The organism is Neobacillus sp. DFD-2R, assembly GCF_057747865.1.
The window spans coordinates 3,305,030-3,323,500 of sequence record NZ_CM173228.1; the positions used below are offsets into that span (position 1 = coordinate 3,305,030).

Here is an 18,471-nt window from a genome sequence, read left to right on the forward strand (position 1 = left end):
GAAAATTAATAATCATTCATTCGAAATGAACCGCTATCCATAAGTCCTGAAATAATAGTTTCCTGGTAACCTACAAAAAAAACGAAGAGCAGTCTACTCTCCGTCAGCAAAAATTCCATATCCGAATGGCTTTAGTCGTCCTTGATGTAAAAAGTTGTATCGGCGACTTTAATTCATGCATTATCGGAAATCATCAACAGATTTAACTACTGTATGAGCAATTGGTTTCCATTCAATTTCCTTAAACAGGGCTACCAAAGAAATAGGTACGTAAGTAAACATAAAAAACGGAAAAGTGATGGTAAAAGCGATTTTTTTCCATCCGGAACAATGAATTTTTTTCCATTCCGTCAAGGTTGTAAGGAAGCCAAGTATAAACTGTAAAACATACGACCACCCAATCGAAGTTAACACTCCTGTAGTGATTGTTTGTTTAATCCAATTTTCATCAAATAATTCAAATGAACCTATTAAGTAAAATATTCCATTCCCTATAAAGCTAATACTAGAAACTAGTATGGCAGGCATAATCGTCATGGTCATATCGTAACATGAAAAGCTGTTATGCTTTCCTTGGAAAATACCACTAATCAATTCCCTGCCATAATTAGCAAAGACCTGGTAAAAACCCTTTGCCCAACGTAATCTTTGATGCCAGGACTGGCTGAAGGTGATTGGCTGCTCGTCATAGAATATCGCATTTCTGCAGTATCCAATCTTTTCACCTTTAAGGACCTGAGAAACGGAAAACTCGATGTCTTCAGTAAGAAGATGGTAATTCCAGCCACCATTCTCTTTGATCAAATCGGCATGTACCAGAAATCCTGTCCCGGAAATGGCACAACTGGAGTTTAGGATCATTCTTGGACGGTTGATATATTCAGCTTCATGCAGGAACCAGAGTGCATACCCTGCCGAAATCCAATTCTGGTCATAGTTCTTGGAGTTTCGATAACTTGTAATGACCCTGTATCCTTGATTGAAGGTTTTGTTCATCTCTGCAATATAATTCTCGTCAAGGAGATTGTCGGCATCAAACACAAAGTATCCATCATACTTTCCGGATGAATATTCCCTTTCGATGGTTTTTATCATATAGTCGAGTGCATACCCCTTTCCAACCTGCTCCCTATTGAAGCGCTCCTTAACAAAAGCCCCTGCTTCCTCTGCAATCCGGGCAGTATTGTCGGTACAGTTGTCAGCTATAACGAAAATATCAATCAATTCCTCGGGATATTTCTGGTTTTTTATGCTTTTGATCAGCTGCCCGATGACGAGTTCTTCATTTCGAGCTGCGATGATGACTGCGTATTTGCGAGGATGATCATTCTGCCCACCAGGATGATTGTCCTTTTTTGCCTTAAATGCAACAAACATGTATACAAACTTATACGAATACATCAATGCAAATAATAAAAAAATGAAAAAATTAAAATCCTTAATTAAAGTTGATATAGTTGAGCCCATTTAACACCTCGACCGATGAAAGTATTTAAACGTCAAATCCATGCAGCTTGGCCTAGCGAATCGAATGAAATTTAAAAAGTTGCTTCATCTATTTTTATCCTCTAAATAATAACTATATAATTTATATTTAAATCATAGATTAAAAAAAAGTTAAATCTAGGTTAAATTTTTTTAACATATTAAAATAATTGTACTCCAACCTGTTTTTTAAAATTTCACTTCTACAGCCTTGAATAGGAAAAAGTATTACCTATTCTCGCATTTAACATACTGACAAGAAGGATATATCGTAATCACTGTAAAATAATATAAAAACGAGTAACTGATAAAAGTTTCTCGTTATTGGTGAGTAATATAACTTATTTACTTAAAGATTCTTTAATTTTAACCGGGCATTTTACTCTTGGAACTAAATTTTGTTCCTCCTTCCATTTATACAATTAAACAAATTATGAGTCCTTAACCTATAAAAACAATATCAATATAAAAATATGTGTGCCCTTATCTAATAATGACCAACATTTTTATAAGCTATATAATAAATTTTAAAAGAAACCAAACATAAGAGTTTTGGGAAAAGTAAGTTCAAAGAACAAAAGGCGCAAGCGCCCGGTTAGCGGCGTATGGACTGGAGCGCTTCGACTGAGATAAAGGAAACACGGAGAGCGTTAGCGATCCGATGTTGACTTATCGTAGGGAGAAGCGCGAAGTCCACTGGGCGCTGGAGCTGGATTCAGATAACTTTTTCAAGTTATCCACACCAAATTATTTTATAATTTCCTAAACAATTAAAAAGGGAAACCAGTCACATCGGTTTCCCTTTTTATTCATATGTTTAAGTGTTATTAAAATGAACAAGTCGGTCTAAATCTGCAACCACTCTACGACATGTAACATAATCCTTTTCACGGCGTCTTTCAATACTCGTTCTCACTGAATGATGTCTTCTGTATACTTCATAACCTACACCATGGGCTCTAAGCATTGCTTTTTCCATTTCGCTTGTGTAACTTAATTGTAAATGATTGATAACGAATCATTCCTTTCGGTTCTTTTCACAGGGCGAATGTTCTTTTACACAGTTTTCATCTTAACATTGAATTCCAGGTCAGACAAAGTCGAAAAAACGCCATATTTCACTATATTAGGGAATATCATCCAAACTCATGAATATACCTCCGACATCCTTACTATTTTGGCGATATCCCTCCATATAGTACATAACCTATACTTATACAAGAGATATTTTATAGAATGATAGAAAAAAAGAGTGTCCCAAAAGTTATTTTTGGGACACTCTTTTTTAAACAGCGCTTACATATAATAGATACTGTTTTTTTATTTTACAATGACCGGAAGCTCTTTATATCCGTACACAAACGTACTTGGAATAATACGAAGCTTTTGGGTTGTATCCAATTTCATATCCGGTAACGCCTTTAGCATTTCTGTAATGCCTATTTTCGCTTCTAATTTTGCTAGCTGTGATCCAAGACAAAAGTGAACACCGGCTCCAAAAGATAGATGATTGTTTGGAGTGCGATGGATGTCAAAAACATCCGGTTCGTCAAAAACGCTTTCGTCCCGATTTGCAGAACCGATCCAGGCCATAACTTCTTGGCCTTTTTTCAGATTCATCCCTTTTAAATTCAGATCCTCAGTAACGAAGCGATTCATGCTGTGAACAGGAGAACGATAGCGCAGGGCTTCTTCAATGGCTACGGGGATTAGGGAATGGTCTTTATATAATTGGTTAAGTATATCCGGATGTTCAAACAGAGTAAGCATTGTATTTGTAATCAGATTTGTAGTTGTTTCATTCCCTGCAACAAGAAGAAGAAAGCAAAAGCTTAATAACTCATCCAAACTTAATTTCTCGCCATCCACTTCTGCAGTAATTAAAGTGGATATGATATCGTTTTTGGGCTCCAGCCGCCGTTTTGTAACGATTTGCTGAAAATATGTTTGTAGGTCAAGTATTGCTTTTCCTTGGTTAGCAAGTAACTTGTTCATTACATTTGGAGATAGGGATCGTGTTCCCAATACGACAATATTAGACCATTTTTTAAACATGTCCCGGTCTTGGCTCGGTACTCCGAGCATTTCTGCAATCACGATAACTGGAAGGGGATTAGCGATATCCGTGACAATATCGATCTTGCGTTTTCCTTGTAGCGATGCTAATAATTCCTTTGTAAGAGCCTGAATCCTCGGTGCAAGTTCTTGAATGGCTCTTGGGGTAAATGCCTGACTTACAATATTGCGGTATCTTCTGTGGGTTGGAGGATCCAAATCCAGCAAGGTTTGAACATTTCCATTTCGTTTTGAACTAAATTGCTTGTAATTTTGTAAGACCTTTTGGACATCCTCATAGCAAAATACGTCCCAGCAATTCCGTTCCGGATCAAAAGAAACCGGAGCGTTTTTACGCATCTTTTTAAACCAATCGTGTGGTGAGTTTGTTTCATCCAGCCCTCTTGGGCGTACTAGCAGACCATAGCTCGTTCGTTGTTCCTCCATCTTCATTCGCTCCTTTAAGTGTAACTCCCTGGCCATTCATCCAGTCAATGAATCGTTGTGTTTTTATGTAACCATATAATTTATTCGGTTTCTATTGTTCTTATGATTTTTTAACAAAGTACAAATCTCTAGAGGATCCTTGGTACTCTGAAGCCAATTTCGTGAGAATCACATTCCATCATCATAATTAATACGTTCTAACCCCCTCCTTGGCCTATAGCAAATGAATTCCGCCTTCTGTTTTAGGTTCAAATTTAAAATGGTTTAAGAGATCCAAGTTTCGTTCAATATTATTGGATTCTCGAAGCCGAATCGCCCATAACCCAGCCTTTAACAACCAATTCCCAGGGTGAGCTACCATGTTTCCAATTGTTGCAATCTCTTTGTCCCTGTCTTTAATTAGCTGCTCCCAATCCGTTTTTACAGCAGTAGCAAGCGTTTGCGCAAAGTTCCATGCATAATTGCGGGCTTTCTCCAAACTGAAGTTTATGATCGCTTTAGAAGCATTCGGATCTATTCGGTCTAAAAAACCGATCCATGGCGAAATCTGATCCAGTTCACTTCGTACTTCATCAACTAGCGAAGCCAAAATACTGTTTATTTTCATGAAATCATTGTGCAAGGATAAAATATCGCAATTTTTGCAGATCTTTGCAGCAGCAATGCCTAAATCATGATTGATATGTACATTCATGCCAAGTAATAAATGCTGTAGAACAATAGGTCTACGTCTTCGAGTACAACGAAAGGCGACTTGCCAGCTAAGGCTAGTCGGTTTACCGTTTAAATAGTCGTTTAGCGCATTCAGATAGAAATTGGCAAAACATACATCCAGACGTTCCATTCTGTCTCCGTTATCAAATTGGTTATTCAAAATACCTTCTTTCACTCTTACTGTCACCATTCGATACAGTGAAGCAAAATAGCCGAGTTTGCTTTTAATATTGATGCTCATGTCAATAATTTCGTCCAATTGCCAAATGACTTCATCTATCGTACTCGCATTCCCTATCCTACCTGACAGACGATTCATTTCTCATTCTCCTAACTTCAAATAGTAAACTACAAATTTCATAATTAAAGGGACGGACTTCCTTCCTTTATTTATTAATTAATATGCTATTAGTATAAGTAAAATGATGCCAATTTTCAGTTAAAAGAACCAATTATTTTAAGTCTGCTTCTAAAAGGAACCAGTTACTAAATGGAGACTCTATCGAAAATGGATAAAAAAGGATTATAGTAAAAAAATTTTTTTCAATATACAATAAAATAATAGTAGTTTGCCATGTTGAGTAAGGATTGATTCTCCAACTATAGAAAGAGTTTGGTGAGTTCTATTCCCATCCTCTGCAAAATGCCTCGCTATTGGTTTCCTTGGATCAGTTTACACTCGGATTATGAGTTTTACTATCGGTTGGGCCTCGCCTACTCTCGGATAGGCCTCGCTCATTCTCGGATAAGCCTCGCTTTCTCTCGGATAAGTCCGGCTTACTCTCGGATAGGTCTCGCTTACTCTCGGATATGCCTTGCTCACTCTCGGATAAGCTTCACTTACTCTCGGATAAGCTTCACTTACTCTCGGATAAGCCTCGCTCACTCTCGGATAAGCCTCGATTCTTCTCGGATAGGCCTCGCTTACTCTCTGATAAGTTCCAGTCCGGCTTACTCTCGAATAAAAACTAGTCAGCCATTAATTAAATCCTTTTTCACCTTAACACCAATTATTTATGTAAGCGCCATTATTCTATTTTGCAAAAAATCAGATTTTTAGGGAGATGTTTATGCTTAAAAAAATATCCTCATCTTTGTTATCGACCACACTCGCACTTTCAGGGCTATTTTCTATTTCTTTATTACCTCCAGAAGAATCAAAAACGATTAAAAACAATCATTTGGCCCAACTTCCATTTATGGGCTGGAGCAGCTGGAGTTCCATTCGCCAGAACCCCACAGAGCAAAACATCGAAGCTGCCGCCGATGTGCTGGCAGAGAAATTTAAATCACACGGGTACAAGTATGTAAATATCGATGATTTTTATCAACTGGATTGGACTACTACCGTTGATCAATACGGCAGGTGGGCGGTAGATCCAGCTAAATTCCCACACGGTATGAAAGCTGTTGGGGACTATATCCACAGCAAAGGATTGAAGTTTGGTCTGTACGTCACTCCGGGTATTCCTAAGGGTGCGGTGAATCAAAACACGCCGATTGAAGGGACCCCCTATCACGCACAAGATATCGCGGACTTAAGCAAGGGCCAGGAAAAGAATTACAATTTCAAAAATATGCATTATATCGACTATTCTCAGCCAGGTGCACAGGAGTTTATCGATTCTTGGGCAAAATTGTTTGCTTCCTATGGCGTGGATTACATTAAAATTGACGGTGTTGGCAAATGGGATGTTCCGGATATTAAGGCTTGGGCAAAGGCGCTGAAGAAAACAGGCAGACCGATTCATTTGGAGTTATCCAACAACCTGGATATCAAATCCGTATCTACCTGGAAGAATTTATCCAACGGCTGGCGGACAGGCTACGACGTTGAAAACTATAGCGAGGTGATTACCGACTGGAACCATGTATCTAAAAGGTTTGCTCAAGCAGCGAGTTGGGCTCCTTTTGCGGGACCGGGGGGTTGGAATGACTACGACTCACTGGATGTTGCAAACGGAAGGTTGGACGGACTCACAGATGATGAAAAACGATCGTATGTAACCCTTTGGGCGATCGCGGCATCCCATTTTGTCATTGGAAGCGATCTGACAAAACTGGATGATTACGGGATCAACCTTCTTACGAATGACGAAATCATTGGCGCAGACCAAAGCGGAGTCGCAGGTTTACGATTATCCAGTACACCCACCTCTCAGGTATTCTATCAAAAACTACCGGACAGTTCATACAACGTAGCTCTTTTTAATACTGGCTCATCCACACAAAACGTGAGTGTGAATTGGGAGGATTTAGGCATTCATGGTTCAGCATTGGTGCACGATATGTGGAGCCATCAAGATTTAGGAAGCAGGGATAACGGATTCAATGCACGTCTTGCAAAACATGCGTGTCGGATGATTCATGTGGTTCCGCTTTATCCAACCAAATTCCCGGAAGAGGAAAAAATCTCCTTTCCGGCATGGTTACATCAGCCGCCCTTTCATAATGATGTTAAATTGTAAAAAAATCGACATTATCTGTTTACTCTTTCTTTTACATTAATAGTGAATAAAAATAGCTGTTAGTTCAAATGGAAACTAACAGCTATTTTTTTGCATCCCTGAAAAGTCGATCATTATGGTGAGTAATTAATCAGCTCCAGCAAATACGTTTTTACCAAATCCCTCAATTCATATTCTAAGATTTCCACTCAGTACCGGCAACCTGACTTTTAACGATGAGTATTTTTTATGGAAATTGTCCAAAATGTTGATAAAAAGCATTATTTTGGGGCTGAAGCATAGACTTTTAAAGTTAATTCTAAAAGCATTAGCAAGATTGATCCAGCTGCAAGAGCGGATGATTTCTTTGATATGCAGGAGGGTAAACCATGGACATAGAGCAGTTAAATGAACTTACTATTGATAAGTTAAAAGAACTTAATATTGAGGTTTTAAATAAAATTATTTCGAATAAACAAAGGGATCTTGAAGAATGTGAACAGGAGCTTAAAAGCTCCTGGAACCACAATGGAATTATCGAAAAGGCCTTATTTTCTTTTAAAGCAAACCTACAGGAAGACCTGAAACGGTATAACGAAAAATTAAACCACGCTTTGAAGGATTCGAACTCAGTTGCATTTGATTGGTAACTTCATACATGTTGGAGTAGCAGTTTTAGTGAAATAGCCCTTCCCTTTAAAATTTCTAAACATATGATATAAAGAATATGTATAAAGGAGGGCTATGAAATGTTTGGATATGGTGGATTTGGTGGTTATGGTTGTGGTGGATTTGGCTACGGAGGCATCGGTTACGGCGGCGGTTTTGCTTTAATCGTAGTATTATTTATCTTGTTAATTATTGTTGGAGCAGTTATCTGCTTTTAAGTAAAAATACAAAAAAGCCCACTAGGGGCTTTTTTGTGTGTTTGAGACTCTTTTTGTGAATGTGTTGCCTGAGTCTATGGAGGTTAGCAAGGCTGTGGGTTTTCGGCTACACATTAGCTTATGCGGCATTTCAAGTGAAAAACCAATGGGTTAAGCCTTATTTTTTAAAATTTTTAAATCAGCCCTTGGACGTTTTGGATTAAAAAATCAGAAACGATCATTTAACCACATTGAAAGGTATGCATAGGATTGGTGAGGCTGTTTTTGAAACTCTTTTACAATCTTGTTTAACTCTTCCTCCCAATTCTGATAGCTTCATCCAACTCACTCCAAAGGTAAAGATAACCTTATTTTATCATCAAATCTATGAGTGCACTTCCACTTCAAGCTGATTTTTTCCAGTCCTAAAAATAAAGAAAAAGAGTTCGGAAACGTGTGCGAACTCTTTTAAAACTGATCAATAGTTAAGTAGTAATTCAACGATTTGAACCTTTTTATCCACAGCCTGGCACAATCCAAGGTATACAATGTTTGCCATTATACAATATCTTTCCATTCTCCACTTTTTTGAAAATCATAATACGCTTTACTAAGGTTTTCAACCTCTTTTATTTCAATGCCACGATTATATAAGGTATCAGGGGCAATATGAAGATCTTCAGGCCATGCAACAGTACCTGCCTCTTCATCAATATATACCTTTCGAAATTCTTCAGGATTATGCAAGATCTCTAGAATCCCTTTCATGGAAGGCTTAATATCTACAAGTCGCATTTCACCGTTATCAAATTCGCAAACAAGCCAACCATAAAGAATTGGGTGCGGTCTTGCCTTAATAATTTCACGCAATATCGTACACCTCCTAATAAAGCGGTGGGATGTTTTGAGGCATAATTCCCTTTCTACAATCATCCCATGCCTTCTTAATATCATTTCTATTCTTCTCAAGCCAAATTTGTATCGTACGTTCTTTATTATTTGAAAGAGGGTTATCCCCTTTAAGATACTCACCCGTTATGATGTGAATTCTAGTTTTTTCCTGACCTTTTACATGAAAATGCGGAGGTTCACGATCATCGAAATAAATATAAATTGTCATCCCTCCGAATTGGCAAATACATGGCATTCAGGACCCTCCTTTTCAACAAAAAATGAATGGAAATTCTTTTTTACATTAATAAAATGGACATAACATATTCCTAATTGGAGATTAAGATTTTGCTCTAAATAAAAAAGGGATTTTGTAAGTAGTAAGTTAAAGGTTAAGGTTAGCAGGGGCTTTACCACGAATATTGGTACACTAAATGGCGGGTTTCAAAATTAAAGTGCTCACTGTTTAATGTGCGGTTTTATCCTTTCATAAATTTCATCCTGTTCAGCTTGATACTTACTTAATCGTGCATTGGCTAATGAGATTTCTTCTAAGTCCATCCCTTCAATTTTTGGTGCAGAAAATAAATACATATCCAGTCACAACTTTTAACTCCTTTTCAAATTATTTTAGCTGCTGCTAATTAGCAAATCAGCCATTTTTATCCTATCATACAGAAATTCAATAATCGCCATTACAATTGAACAAATTTTGAATTTTTTTAGTGGTACCGGATCTTCCCGCATTGAGGAGTGAGGACTGAAATCTATCATTCTTAAAAAGGTTCAAAGAAAAAAATTTTTTGAATATTGACATTTGTTAGAAAAATAGAGACAATGAACGCGTGTACATTTTTCTTCTTGGAGGTGAACATCTTGGCTAACAGGAAAGATGTTGCCAAATTAGCGGGTGTATCTGAAGCCACAATTTCACGTGTTTTTAATAATATTGGTCCGTTGCGTGAAGAAACAAAGCAGAAGGTTTTGCAGGCAGCCGATCAACTGGGCTACCACCCGAATGCGATAGCGCAAAGCTTTGCCCGGGGTAAAAGTAATAATATTGGCGTCATTGTTCCTTATTTCCTAAGGGTAAATTTGCTGACCACACATTATTTCTCGGAGCTTTTAAGTGGTATTGGTTCAAAGCTTGGTGAATTGGGATACGGTTTGCTCCTTTTATTTCAATCGCCAGATGAGCCGAAAGATTATCTGCAGCTTTTTCGTACGCAGCGGGTAGATGGCTGTATTATTCTCGGTTCAAAGGATATTCCCGGTGAAGTGGAAGCTCTTGAACAACTGCATCACTTAAATCTCCCCTACTGCCTGGTGAACCAAACTTTTTCAGGCCATTCCTTCCACTCCATTGATGCCGATCATGTAAATGGCAGTTTTCAGGCAGTTTCCTCCCTGTTAAGGAAAGGATATGAACAAATTATCTTTTTAAATGGACCGGTGGAATTTTCAAATAGTGCTGAACGGTTAAAGGGGTATGAAACTGCGCTTAACAACGCAGGCATTCCTTATAATTCCAAATTGGTTTTTCAAGGGAATTACAGCCGTAAAAGCGGCTATCAGGCAGCTGCCGAAATCGCACCTTTACTGCCGGAGATAAATGCTATTTTTGCCGCAAATGATCGGATGGCGATTGGTCTTATGCAGGGTTTAAGTGACCATGGCTATCAGGTAGGCTGCGATTACGTACTCATTGGTTATGATGACTCTGAAATTTCAAGAATGACAAATCCACCACTTAGCACAGTTAAAGTACCTCTTTTTGAGATGGGACAGTTGGCAGCTGAAAAGGTGCTCCAATTTATCTCACAAGATATCAAAGAAGAAATCAATGAACGATTGCCAGTTACCTTTATTGAACGGGCATCTTCACAGCTAAAGTCTACTTACACCCAACCATCTAAGTTTTAGCATTAGCCACACTCTCCTGTAGTGGCTAATGCCAGAAATACCGGGAGTCTGTTCTAAATCTATTACCTTTAAATTCTCTTAAACTAAAAATAGGCAAAGGAGATAAGCTATGGAAACAGTTAAAATCGGAATGGTCGGCTATAAATTTATGGGAAAAGCCCACAGTCATGCTTATCGCGATCTTCCGCTTTTCTTCCCAAAATCGATTCATCCTGAAATGAAGGTTATTTGTGGCCGTGATCTTAATGCGGTTACTTCTGCAGCTAAGCAGTTCGGTTGGGAGGAATATACAACGGACTGGAAAAGTCTTTTACAACGGGAGGATATTGATTTAATCGATATCAATGCACCTAGCGACGTACATAAAGAAATAACAATTGCTGCTGCACAAGCAGGCAAACATGTTTTTTGCGAAAAACCAATAGCGCTTACATTAAAGGATTCCAGAGAAATGCTTGAAGCCGTTGAGGCTGCCGGGGTTAAGCATATGGTTGGTTTTAATTACCGATTCGCCCCTGCAGTGATGCTGGCTAAAAAGCTTATCGACGAAGGCAGGTTAGGGAAAATCTATCATTTCCGTGCCTGGTTTTTACAGGATTGGCTTGTTGATCCGAACTTCCCGCGTGTCTGGAGACTTCAGAAAGATATTGCAGGCTCTGGGTCACATGGAGATCTCGGGGCCCATCTAATCGATCTGGCTCACTATTTAATTGGGGATATGACTGAGGTTATCGGCATGAACGATACGTTTATTAAAGAAAGACCGCTTCCATCTCAAATGACAGGGTTAACTGCAACCGTCAGCAATCATGCTGAGAAAGGCAAGGTTACCGTTGATGATGCTACCCTATTTTTAGCGCGATTTGCTAACGGCGCTTTAGGAAGCTTTGAAGCTACCCGTTATGCTACAGGTCATCGCTGCACGAATTCCTTTGAAATCAATGGCAGTAAAGGCAGCGTTATTTTCGACTTTGAACGGATGAATGAGCTTCTGGCCTATTTTGCAGATGATCGCGAGGATGTACAAGGTTTTCGCCGCGTATTGGCAACTGACCCTGCACATGCGTTTGCTCAAAACTGGTGGCCCCCGGGACATACGATCGGGTATGAGCATACGTTTATTCATGAAATGGTTGAACTAATGCAGGCCTTCCGTGAGGATCGTCAGCCTGTTCCGAATTTCCGTGATGGTGTTAAGTGTCAAGAAGTATTGGAAGCTGTTGATTTATCGATTGAAAAACGCCAATGGATCCGAATCTCTGAAATATAAATTTTTTAAAAAAAGGAGTGCTTGAACCATGAAAAAAAGTGCAATGATCGTTTGGGGCGGATGGGATGGCCATCAACCGGAGCAAGTAGCAGAAATCTTTAAAGGAATCCTTGAGGAAGAAAACTTCCAGGTAGAGGTTTTAAATACACTTGAGGCTTATGCAGATACGGAAAAGCTGAAATCCTTAGATTTAATTATCCCCCACTGGACCATGGGTGAGATCGAGCATAAATATGTACTCAATATCTCTGAAGCTGTGATGCAAGGTGTGGGGTTAGCCGGCTGTCACGGAGGAATGTGTGACTCTTTCCGTACCAATGTGGACTGGCAATTTATGACTGGCGGTAATTGGGTCGCGCATCCCGGTAATGATGGAGTGGAATACATGGTCAACATCAAGTCTACCACAAGTCCATTAGTAGAAGGCCTCTCTGATTTTAAAGTCGTCAGCGAGCAATATTATCTACATTACGATCCGGCGGTTGAAGTGTTAGCCACCACCCGCTTCCCGGTGGCTAATGGTCCGCATGCAGCCAATAAAGCCGTTGATATGCCTGTCGTATGGACAAAACGATGGGGCCTGGGAAATGTTTTTTATAATTCCTTAGGCCATCAAGCGAATATCATCGCGATGCCGGAAGTTTCTCTTATTATGCGGCGCGGATTTTTGTGGGCCGCTGAAGGAAAAAAACGTGCTGAAGGATTGGACCCATCCTCTTGTAATAGAAATGGCCGTGTCTATACCGGTATGGGTGACAGCCAATAAGAAAAGCGCAGGCGCCCCGTTTGTCGGTGACTAAAAATACAGAACTTGGAGGACTCAAGTATGAGAAAACTTAAAATCGGTATCATTGGATGCGGAAATATTAGTTCTATTTATCTGAAAAATTGCCAAAAGTTCCCCCACCTCGAACTTGTTGCCTGTGCGGACTTAGATGAACAACGTGCACAATCTCAAGCCGACAAATTCGGTGTTCCTAAAGCTTGCTCCGTCCAAGAGCTGTTATCAGACCCTGAAATTGAACTCGTTATTAATTTAACGATTCCAAAAGCCCATGCAGCTGTTTGTATCCAGGTACTTGAGGCAGGGAAGCATGTTTATACGGAAAAACCACTTGCTGTTACACTTGATGAAGGAAGACAAATTTTAGAAACAGCCAAGAAACGTAATCTCCTTGTTGGAAGTGCACCCGACACCTTCTTGGGTGCAGGCATTCAAACAGCCATCCATTTAATTGAACAGGGTGAAATCGGTGTACCTGTTGGAGCATCAGCTTTCATGATTTGCCGAGGGCATGAACATTGGCATCCGGATCCTTCCTTCTATTATGATCACGGTGGAGGACCAATGTTTGACATGGGACCGTATTATTTAACGGCCATGGTAGCTCTTTTAGGACCGATTAAACGAATTTCCGGTTCAACCCGTATCAGCTATCCCGAAAGAACGGTAGAGAGTAAACCAAAAGCAGGCACTAAAATTCAAGTCACTACCCCGACACATATATCCGGTGTCCTTGATTTTGAAACGGGTGTGATCGGAACCATTACTACAAGCTTTGATGCTTTTGGCGGGACTTCGCTTCCTCCTATTGAAATATACGGCAGTGAAGGTACTTTACTAGTGCCTGATCCAAATACGTTCGGCGGTCCTGTTCAGATCAGAAAACGTGACGAAAATGATTTTACTGAGGTCCCTTTAGCATATGGCTACGCCCAAAATAGCAGAGGACTTGGTGTTGCAGATATGGCCACTGCTATCCTCGAAGGAGGAAACTATCGGGCAAAGGGCGAATTAGGGTATCATGTTCTAGAAGCGATGCACGGCTTCCATGATTCCTCGGATCGTGGAAAACACTATATAATGGAAAGTACTTGTGAGCGACCTGAATCTTTGTCTGCGGCATTGCAGTCTTCTAGGTAAAAGCAGATTACTTTCTTCCCTTCTTTGATAATCAATTCATAGAATAAATTGGCTCATTTCTCAAGGATTGTTGCTTTTTTTAATTTGCTGATAAACTCTTAAAATTCGCTGATAAATAGCTGGATTCGCTGATAAATCATTTGAATCCGCCGATAAAAGCTGAGTATTCGCTGATAAATCGTTTTAAATCAATGGTAAAGTGGAATTGTATACTTTAAAATGACTCATTTGTGAGTTATATACAACAATGTTTACGAAAACAGATATTAAATTAGAGTCTCCCTGTGTATGGGGAGACTCTTTCACATTTCTCTCTGGCAATGGTTCTAAACTCTTGGAGTTTCAACCGCTAATACAACCTTATAAGGCGATAACGCATCAATAATTTTCCAAATAAGTTCATTTTCCGCAGCAATTTTTATATTTTTTCCGCTTCCACATGAACAGGGATCATTTCCGCCTACTGCTTTATTTGGCTAATTGATAAAATTGATAGACATCGGGCTCATAAAGTTTGATAAAGTTGCCTATTGTTCCTCTTTCAATTGCCTCTTTTGCCGCTTCATGGGTTAAGGCTTTATCAAGGAACTTTGTTTTGAAGGTTTTAATACCTCCGGCAAATGTCTCGGTCATTTTGTTAAAATAGTGTAAATATATTATGTGGTTGTCCATTTCGGATCGTTATCATTTTGCATTTAATATATTAATGCAAAATCATTTATAGAAGAGTTCCTTAAATAGGATAGTGGTCAAATCGGGATAAATTGATCCCAAGGAGGTTGTATGAAGTTGGGATACATTGAAGAATTACGCTCTCTGGTGGGAACAAGACCTTTGGTTCTCACAGGGGTCGCCGTATTGGTTATCGATAAGCATGACCGCTTTTTGCTCGTACAAGCTGATGAAATGTGGAAACTGCCGGGCGGCTTTATCGAATTGGGGGAATCCGCGGAAGAGGCCGCCAGACGTGAAATATGGGAAGAAACGGGACTAAACATCGAGAAGCTTCATTTAATTGGAGTGATTTCAGGGAAAAACTTTTTTACGAAGCTGCCTAATGGGGATGAATACTATCATGTTACCATTGCTTACGTGACTAAAGACATACGCAGCGGAGAATTAAGGCCTGATGGTATCGAAACACAAAAGGTCCAATTTTTTAAACCGTCGGTTCTTCCGATGGGATTAAGTGCTAGAGATCAAGAAATACTAGAATATTTTCATGCAAAGAGAATGAAATAGTAAAAAAGATTCCAGTGAGCGGGTGAAGTGAAGGAGATTCTGAAAACCATCGATTTTTACATCGGTGAACCTTAAAGTCTAATGGTTTAATAGAAAAGAGTTTGGAGGTAATTGGCATTTGGAACATGCTGCAAAAATATCCAAAAAATACAAATTCGGTTCCCGATGCCGATATCTGTTTATTTATTGAAAACAGGATTGTATTCAGGTATTGGACAATACTCTCCGTTTCGGGTTCTATAAAAAGAGGCCTCCCTTAAATAGAAGTATACCTTCAACTTAAGGGAGGCCTCCTTTTTTGGTTATAAGGATAATGATTATATAAAGGGGATTGTCATTTATATCAGTCCTCATTATCATTGGAACTAAACGGACTCAAGCGTAAGAGATCCTCGCGTTTTTTTGGCAATTCCGAAAGCGGGATCCGATAGGCCATTTCGAGAATTTTGCTAGCCACCTCAGCGCCATTGGTAGGGATTTGAAAAAATTTTTTTTGAAATACATGTTTATTTTCTAAAGCTTGCTCGATCTTTGTTACGATCTCTTCCGGTTCATTTATCGTTCCCATATCACTATTTAATATTTGTCTAAGCATATTTATTTTTTGCTCGCGTTCCGCATCATCAGCTGGAAGGAAAAGTAATGGGGTTCCAGTAGACATACAATCTCCTAGGATGCCCATGCCCGGTTTACTAATGACCAGACTGGCAGCTTGTACAAGATTTTTGCCGTTTGGAAATAGAGGGGCTTTGATGATCCTTTTATCGAATTGATAATCTTCTTCTTGTAATTGCCCTGCCACAACAAATCGATAGCGGCCTGCAAGAGTGTTTATTTGTTCATACCATTTCACGATTTGTTGATACCGGTGTATACCGAGCCCGCCCCCCATGTGAACCAGAATAAACGACTCGTCAGCCCGAAGACCTAGCATGCGCTTAACTTCTTCAGGTGACTGGCTGACATCTCTGGTGATTAAAGGAATAGGGATATAAATGCAGTTTAATCTTGGATTGGACTGCTTAGGTGGGAGAAGATTCATGTGCAGAAAGATATCGGATTGATTGGCGATATCCCGGATGCGATTTTTATATTCCCGCATTGGAGTGGAATCATTTTCACGCATGGAAAAGTCACTGTGATAGATTGTAATGAGCTTCGTGTTTAAATCAACCTTCCCCTCATTGCGAAATCCCGCCACTTCGGAGCGCCAATCATTTATTAATAGTTCGGTTTGTTTTCCATCCTCGAATTGTCTGGATAAATAGGTTTTCAAAGGGACCTGGTTCTGTAGATTTTCCATTAAATAACCATGTGTTTCTTGAAAGGCATACACTTGAATCGGGATATGTTGCTGATGTAATTTTTTCGATATGTTAATGCATCTGCCGAGATGCCCCATACCTCTTCCAACCACATATGAGATCATATTTCACCATCCTTTTGTGGAGTTATAATGAGATTTGTAAATAACTGTTCCAATTTCAGTATTTGTTTCCGAATGTCATGTTCCTGTTGTACCTTCCTGCGACCATTCTCAGCTAGTTGACTCCATTCACTCTGATGCTCAATAGCATGGATTAACATTGCGGATAGCGCGCCAACATCTTTTTCCGGAACCAAATATCCTGTTTCGCCGTGGCGAATCAGTTCCGGGATACCCGCGTGTGCGGTACTTACAACAACCCTTCCAATTGCCAGAGCTTCCATAATCACGTTTGGGATCCCTTCTTCATTCCCGTCCGACGCAGTAAGGGAAGCGAGACAGAACATATCACTGTTCATTAATTGTTCCCTCACTTCCGGATGGCTCCTTTTTCCTTTTAGCTCTACTCGTCCATCTAAATGAAGTTTTTCGATTAAGCTCTCAAGGTATTCCCTTTCTTTTCCTTCCCCAATAATTGTCAGCTTTGGCCTTGGATATTTCTCTGCAATTTGGGCAAATGCTTGAATGAGTATGTCCATTCCTTTCTTTTCAGTTAAACGCCCGACACTTAAGAGGCGAAGCTCATCTTTATTTGCGGATACTTTGGGATGTAAGGGGAATTTGTCCAAATCGATACCCGATTTAAGCACCGTAATTTTATGGTCGGGGCAGCCAAGGTTGATTAACCTGTCTCTCATGTACTCACAAACTACGGTAAACATATCGCCTTTCTGGAAGAGTTCCGGTAACTTCGCTGCATAGTATTTGTTTTTTACTAACTGTTTGGAAACATCGGAACCATGGAACGAGGTAAGCATCGGCAGATTCGTCTCTTGTTTCAATGGAAGCATTTGCACCCCGCCGGTGCCGAACCGCGCATAAATCAATCTGATGTTATGATTATGGAAATGCTCAATCGTTGTTTTAAGATCCTGATATGGATAGAGATTTGAAAACGGAAATAAAGTAGACTCAGCGAGGAGTTCACGATAAAAAACATGCGGGAAATATTGGGCCAAATTACGAATTTGCTCATAAATAAACGTTTCGCTTATGGGCAAATAACGTTCGCGGTACATAAATATATTTTTAACAGGTGTTAACATAAAAAATCTTTCCATTCCAGATAAGATTGCGGATCGAACTTTTTTACCTGTTCCAAAAACGACGATAATAAGCCCAACTTTTTTAGATTCGCCAAGAGTAACTGAGGTATTTCGTACTTTTTTGTAAAATGGCTCACAAGGTCTACCATTTTAAGTTCACCTTGTTTGGTTACGATAATCTCCTTTAACCTTGAATCTAACCGGGTAAATTTTATCCGCTTCATTTCTTCTATCAAGAATAGTATTTTTTTTGTAACATCTTCTGTAATATTTCCTTTTGATTTAAGATATTCCTTTAAAGAAGGACCCTCAATAAACTCCATAATGATATAGTTTTCTCCAACCTCATAAAGTTTTGCAACAATGGGCGATCCCTGTGCTGCTTTTAAAGCTTCGCTTTCGCTCTGAGCGTGCATGGGTTTGGGGAAAATTTTTACGCATTGATCCGAGGAGATTTTAAAAACGGCGCCTTGATTCCCCCTTCCGATTAGCGGATATGAGGTCGGATTATGAACAACTTCTACTTTATCCCCCTTCCTACGAGAAACAACTCTAATAGATTCAAAATCCTCCAATTTTCTTCAACTCCTTGAGTGTATATTTATTACCTTTTGGGAGTGGGTTGATAGCTTTATATATTTTATGATGAAGGATTGAAAATGCTCTAGTCGTATA

19 protein-coding genes are annotated in these 18,471 nt (G+C 39.4%); 8 read left to right on the forward strand and 11 right to left on the reverse strand.

Going from position 1 to position 18,471, the window contains the following annotated elements:
* Window positions 1–180: 180 nt before the first annotated feature.
* The 4 genes from AC3ANV_RS16615 to AC3ANV_RS16630 all read right to left on the reverse strand — a co-directional run bounded on the left by AC3ANV_RS16615 (window position 181) and on the right by AC3ANV_RS16630 (window position 5,020).
* Window positions 181–1,377 (reverse strand): glycosyltransferase family 2 protein, encoded by a 1,197-nt coding sequence (locus tag AC3ANV_RS16615; protein ID WP_488309799.1) that lies wholly within the window; start codon window positions 1,375–1,377, stop codon window positions 181–183.
* A gap of 925 nt (window positions 1,378–2,302) precedes the next feature.
* Window positions 2,303–2,464, reverse strand: a complete 162-nt coding sequence (locus tag AC3ANV_RS16620; protein WP_488309800.1) for a YuzK family famiily protein — start codon at window positions 2,462–2,464, stop codon at window positions 2,303–2,305.
* A 341-nt stretch (window positions 2,465–2,805) separates the two neighbouring features.
* Entirely contained in the window at window positions 2,806–3,987 is a 1,182-nt protein-coding gene (locus AC3ANV_RS16625) for a cytochrome P450 (protein ID WP_488309801.1), read from the reverse strand.
* 214 nt (window positions 3,988–4,201) lie between these two features.
* A complete protein-coding gene (locus tag AC3ANV_RS16630; RefSeq protein WP_488309802.1) occupies window positions 4,202–5,020 on the reverse strand; it encodes a DUF5995 family protein in 819 nt (272 codons plus the stop codon).
* Between the two features lie 751 nt (window positions 5,021–5,771).
* On the opposite strand from AC3ANV_RS16630, the gene AC3ANV_RS16635 reads away from it, so the two are divergent.
* The 3 genes from AC3ANV_RS16635 to AC3ANV_RS16645 all read left to right on the forward strand — a co-directional run bounded on the left by AC3ANV_RS16635 (window position 5,772) and on the right by AC3ANV_RS16645 (window position 8,035).
* Entirely contained in the window at window positions 5,772–7,169 is a 1,398-nt protein-coding gene (locus AC3ANV_RS16635) for a glycoside hydrolase family 27 protein (protein WP_488309803.1), read from the forward strand.
* Between the two features lie 368 nt (window positions 7,170–7,537).
* The gene (locus AC3ANV_RS16640; protein ID WP_488309804.1) at window positions 7,538–7,798 is read left to right on the forward strand and encodes a hypothetical protein; all 261 of its coding nucleotides are present in this window, start codon (window positions 7,538–7,540) and stop codon (window positions 7,796–7,798) included.
* 99 nt (window positions 7,799–7,897) lie between these two features.
* Complete coding sequence (locus AC3ANV_RS16645; RefSeq protein ID WP_488309805.1) at window positions 7,898–8,035, forward strand: YjcZ family sporulation protein; 138 nt, start codon at window positions 7,898–7,900, stop codon at window positions 8,033–8,035.
* 537 nt (window positions 8,036–8,572) lie between these two features.
* Here the strand turns inward: AC3ANV_RS16645 and AC3ANV_RS16650 are convergent.
* From AC3ANV_RS16650 to AC3ANV_RS16660, 3 genes are all read right to left on the reverse strand, one after another.
* Complete coding sequence (locus tag AC3ANV_RS16650; protein ID WP_488309806.1) at window positions 8,573–8,884, reverse strand: DUF2442 domain-containing protein; 312 nt, start codon at window positions 8,882–8,884, stop codon at window positions 8,573–8,575.
* Window positions 8,885–8,897: 13 nt separating this feature from the next.
* Window positions 8,898–9,161 carry a DUF4160 domain-containing protein gene (locus AC3ANV_RS16655; RefSeq protein ID WP_488309807.1) on the reverse strand — a complete coding sequence of 88 codons (264 nt, stop codon included), beginning with the start codon at window positions 9,159–9,161 and terminating at the stop codon, window positions 8,898–8,900.
* 203 nt (window positions 9,162–9,364) lie between these two features.
* Entirely contained in the window at window positions 9,365–9,499 is a 135-nt protein-coding gene (locus AC3ANV_RS16660) for a hypothetical protein (protein WP_488309808.1), read from the reverse strand.
* Window positions 9,500–9,742: 243 nt separating this feature from the next.
* Between AC3ANV_RS16660 and AC3ANV_RS16665 the strand changes: the two genes are divergently transcribed.
* From AC3ANV_RS16665 to AC3ANV_RS16680, 4 genes are all read left to right on the forward strand, one after another.
* On the forward strand, window positions 9,743–10,828 hold the full coding sequence (locus AC3ANV_RS16665) for a LacI family DNA-binding transcriptional regulator (protein WP_488309809.1): 1,086 nt from the start codon (window positions 9,743–9,745) through the stop codon (window positions 10,826–10,828).
* Window positions 10,829–10,937: 109 nt separating this feature from the next.
* Complete coding sequence (locus AC3ANV_RS16670; protein ID WP_488309810.1) at window positions 10,938–12,098, forward strand: Gfo/Idh/MocA family protein; 1,161 nt, start codon at window positions 10,938–10,940, stop codon at window positions 12,096–12,098.
* Window positions 12,099–12,126: 28 nt separating this feature from the next.
* Window positions 12,127–12,864 carry a ThuA domain-containing protein gene (locus AC3ANV_RS16675; RefSeq protein ID WP_488309811.1) on the forward strand — a complete coding sequence of 246 codons (738 nt, stop codon included), beginning with the start codon at window positions 12,127–12,129 and terminating at the stop codon, window positions 12,862–12,864.
* Between the two features lie 60 nt (window positions 12,865–12,924).
* Window positions 12,925–14,022: a Gfo/Idh/MocA family protein gene (locus AC3ANV_RS16680; protein ID WP_488309812.1), complete on the forward strand. Its 1,098-nt coding sequence runs from the start codon at window positions 12,925–12,927 to the stop codon at window positions 14,020–14,022.
* A gap of 468 nt (window positions 14,023–14,490) precedes the next feature.
* Here AC3ANV_RS16680 and AC3ANV_RS16685 read toward each other — a convergent pair whose 3' ends face one another.
* Window positions 14,491–14,694 (reverse strand): hypothetical protein, encoded by a 204-nt coding sequence (locus AC3ANV_RS16685; RefSeq protein WP_488309813.1) that lies wholly within the window; start codon window positions 14,692–14,694, stop codon window positions 14,491–14,493.
* Window positions 14,695–14,811: 117 nt separating this feature from the next.
* Between AC3ANV_RS16685 and AC3ANV_RS16690 the strand changes: the two genes are divergently transcribed.
* Complete coding sequence (locus AC3ANV_RS16690; protein ID WP_488314259.1) at window positions 14,812–15,264, forward strand: NUDIX hydrolase; 453 nt, start codon at window positions 14,812–14,814, stop codon at window positions 15,262–15,264.
* 343 nt (window positions 15,265–15,607) lie between these two features.
* Here AC3ANV_RS16690 and AC3ANV_RS16695 read toward each other — a convergent pair whose 3' ends face one another.
* From AC3ANV_RS16695 to AC3ANV_RS16705, 3 genes are read right to left on the reverse strand one after another with little or no spacing between them, the layout of a single operon-like run.
* On the reverse strand, window positions 15,608–16,693 hold the full coding sequence (locus AC3ANV_RS16695; RefSeq protein ID WP_488309814.1) for a glycosyltransferase: 1,086 nt from the start codon (window positions 16,691–16,693) through the stop codon (window positions 15,608–15,610).
* Window positions 16,690–17,796, reverse strand: coding sequence for a glycosyltransferase (locus tag AC3ANV_RS16700; RefSeq protein WP_488309815.1), 1,107 nt, complete (start codon window positions 17,794–17,796; stop codon window positions 16,690–16,692). Before AC3ANV_RS16700 ends, AC3ANV_RS16695 begins: the two co-directional genes overlap by 4 nt.
* The gene (locus AC3ANV_RS16705) at window positions 17,790–18,371 is read right to left on the reverse strand and encodes an RIO2 family protein (protein ID WP_488309816.1); all 582 of its coding nucleotides are present in this window, start codon (window positions 18,369–18,371) and stop codon (window positions 17,790–17,792) included. Before AC3ANV_RS16705 ends, AC3ANV_RS16700 begins: the two co-directional genes overlap by 7 nt.
* Window positions 18,372–18,471 lie beyond the last annotated feature (100 nt).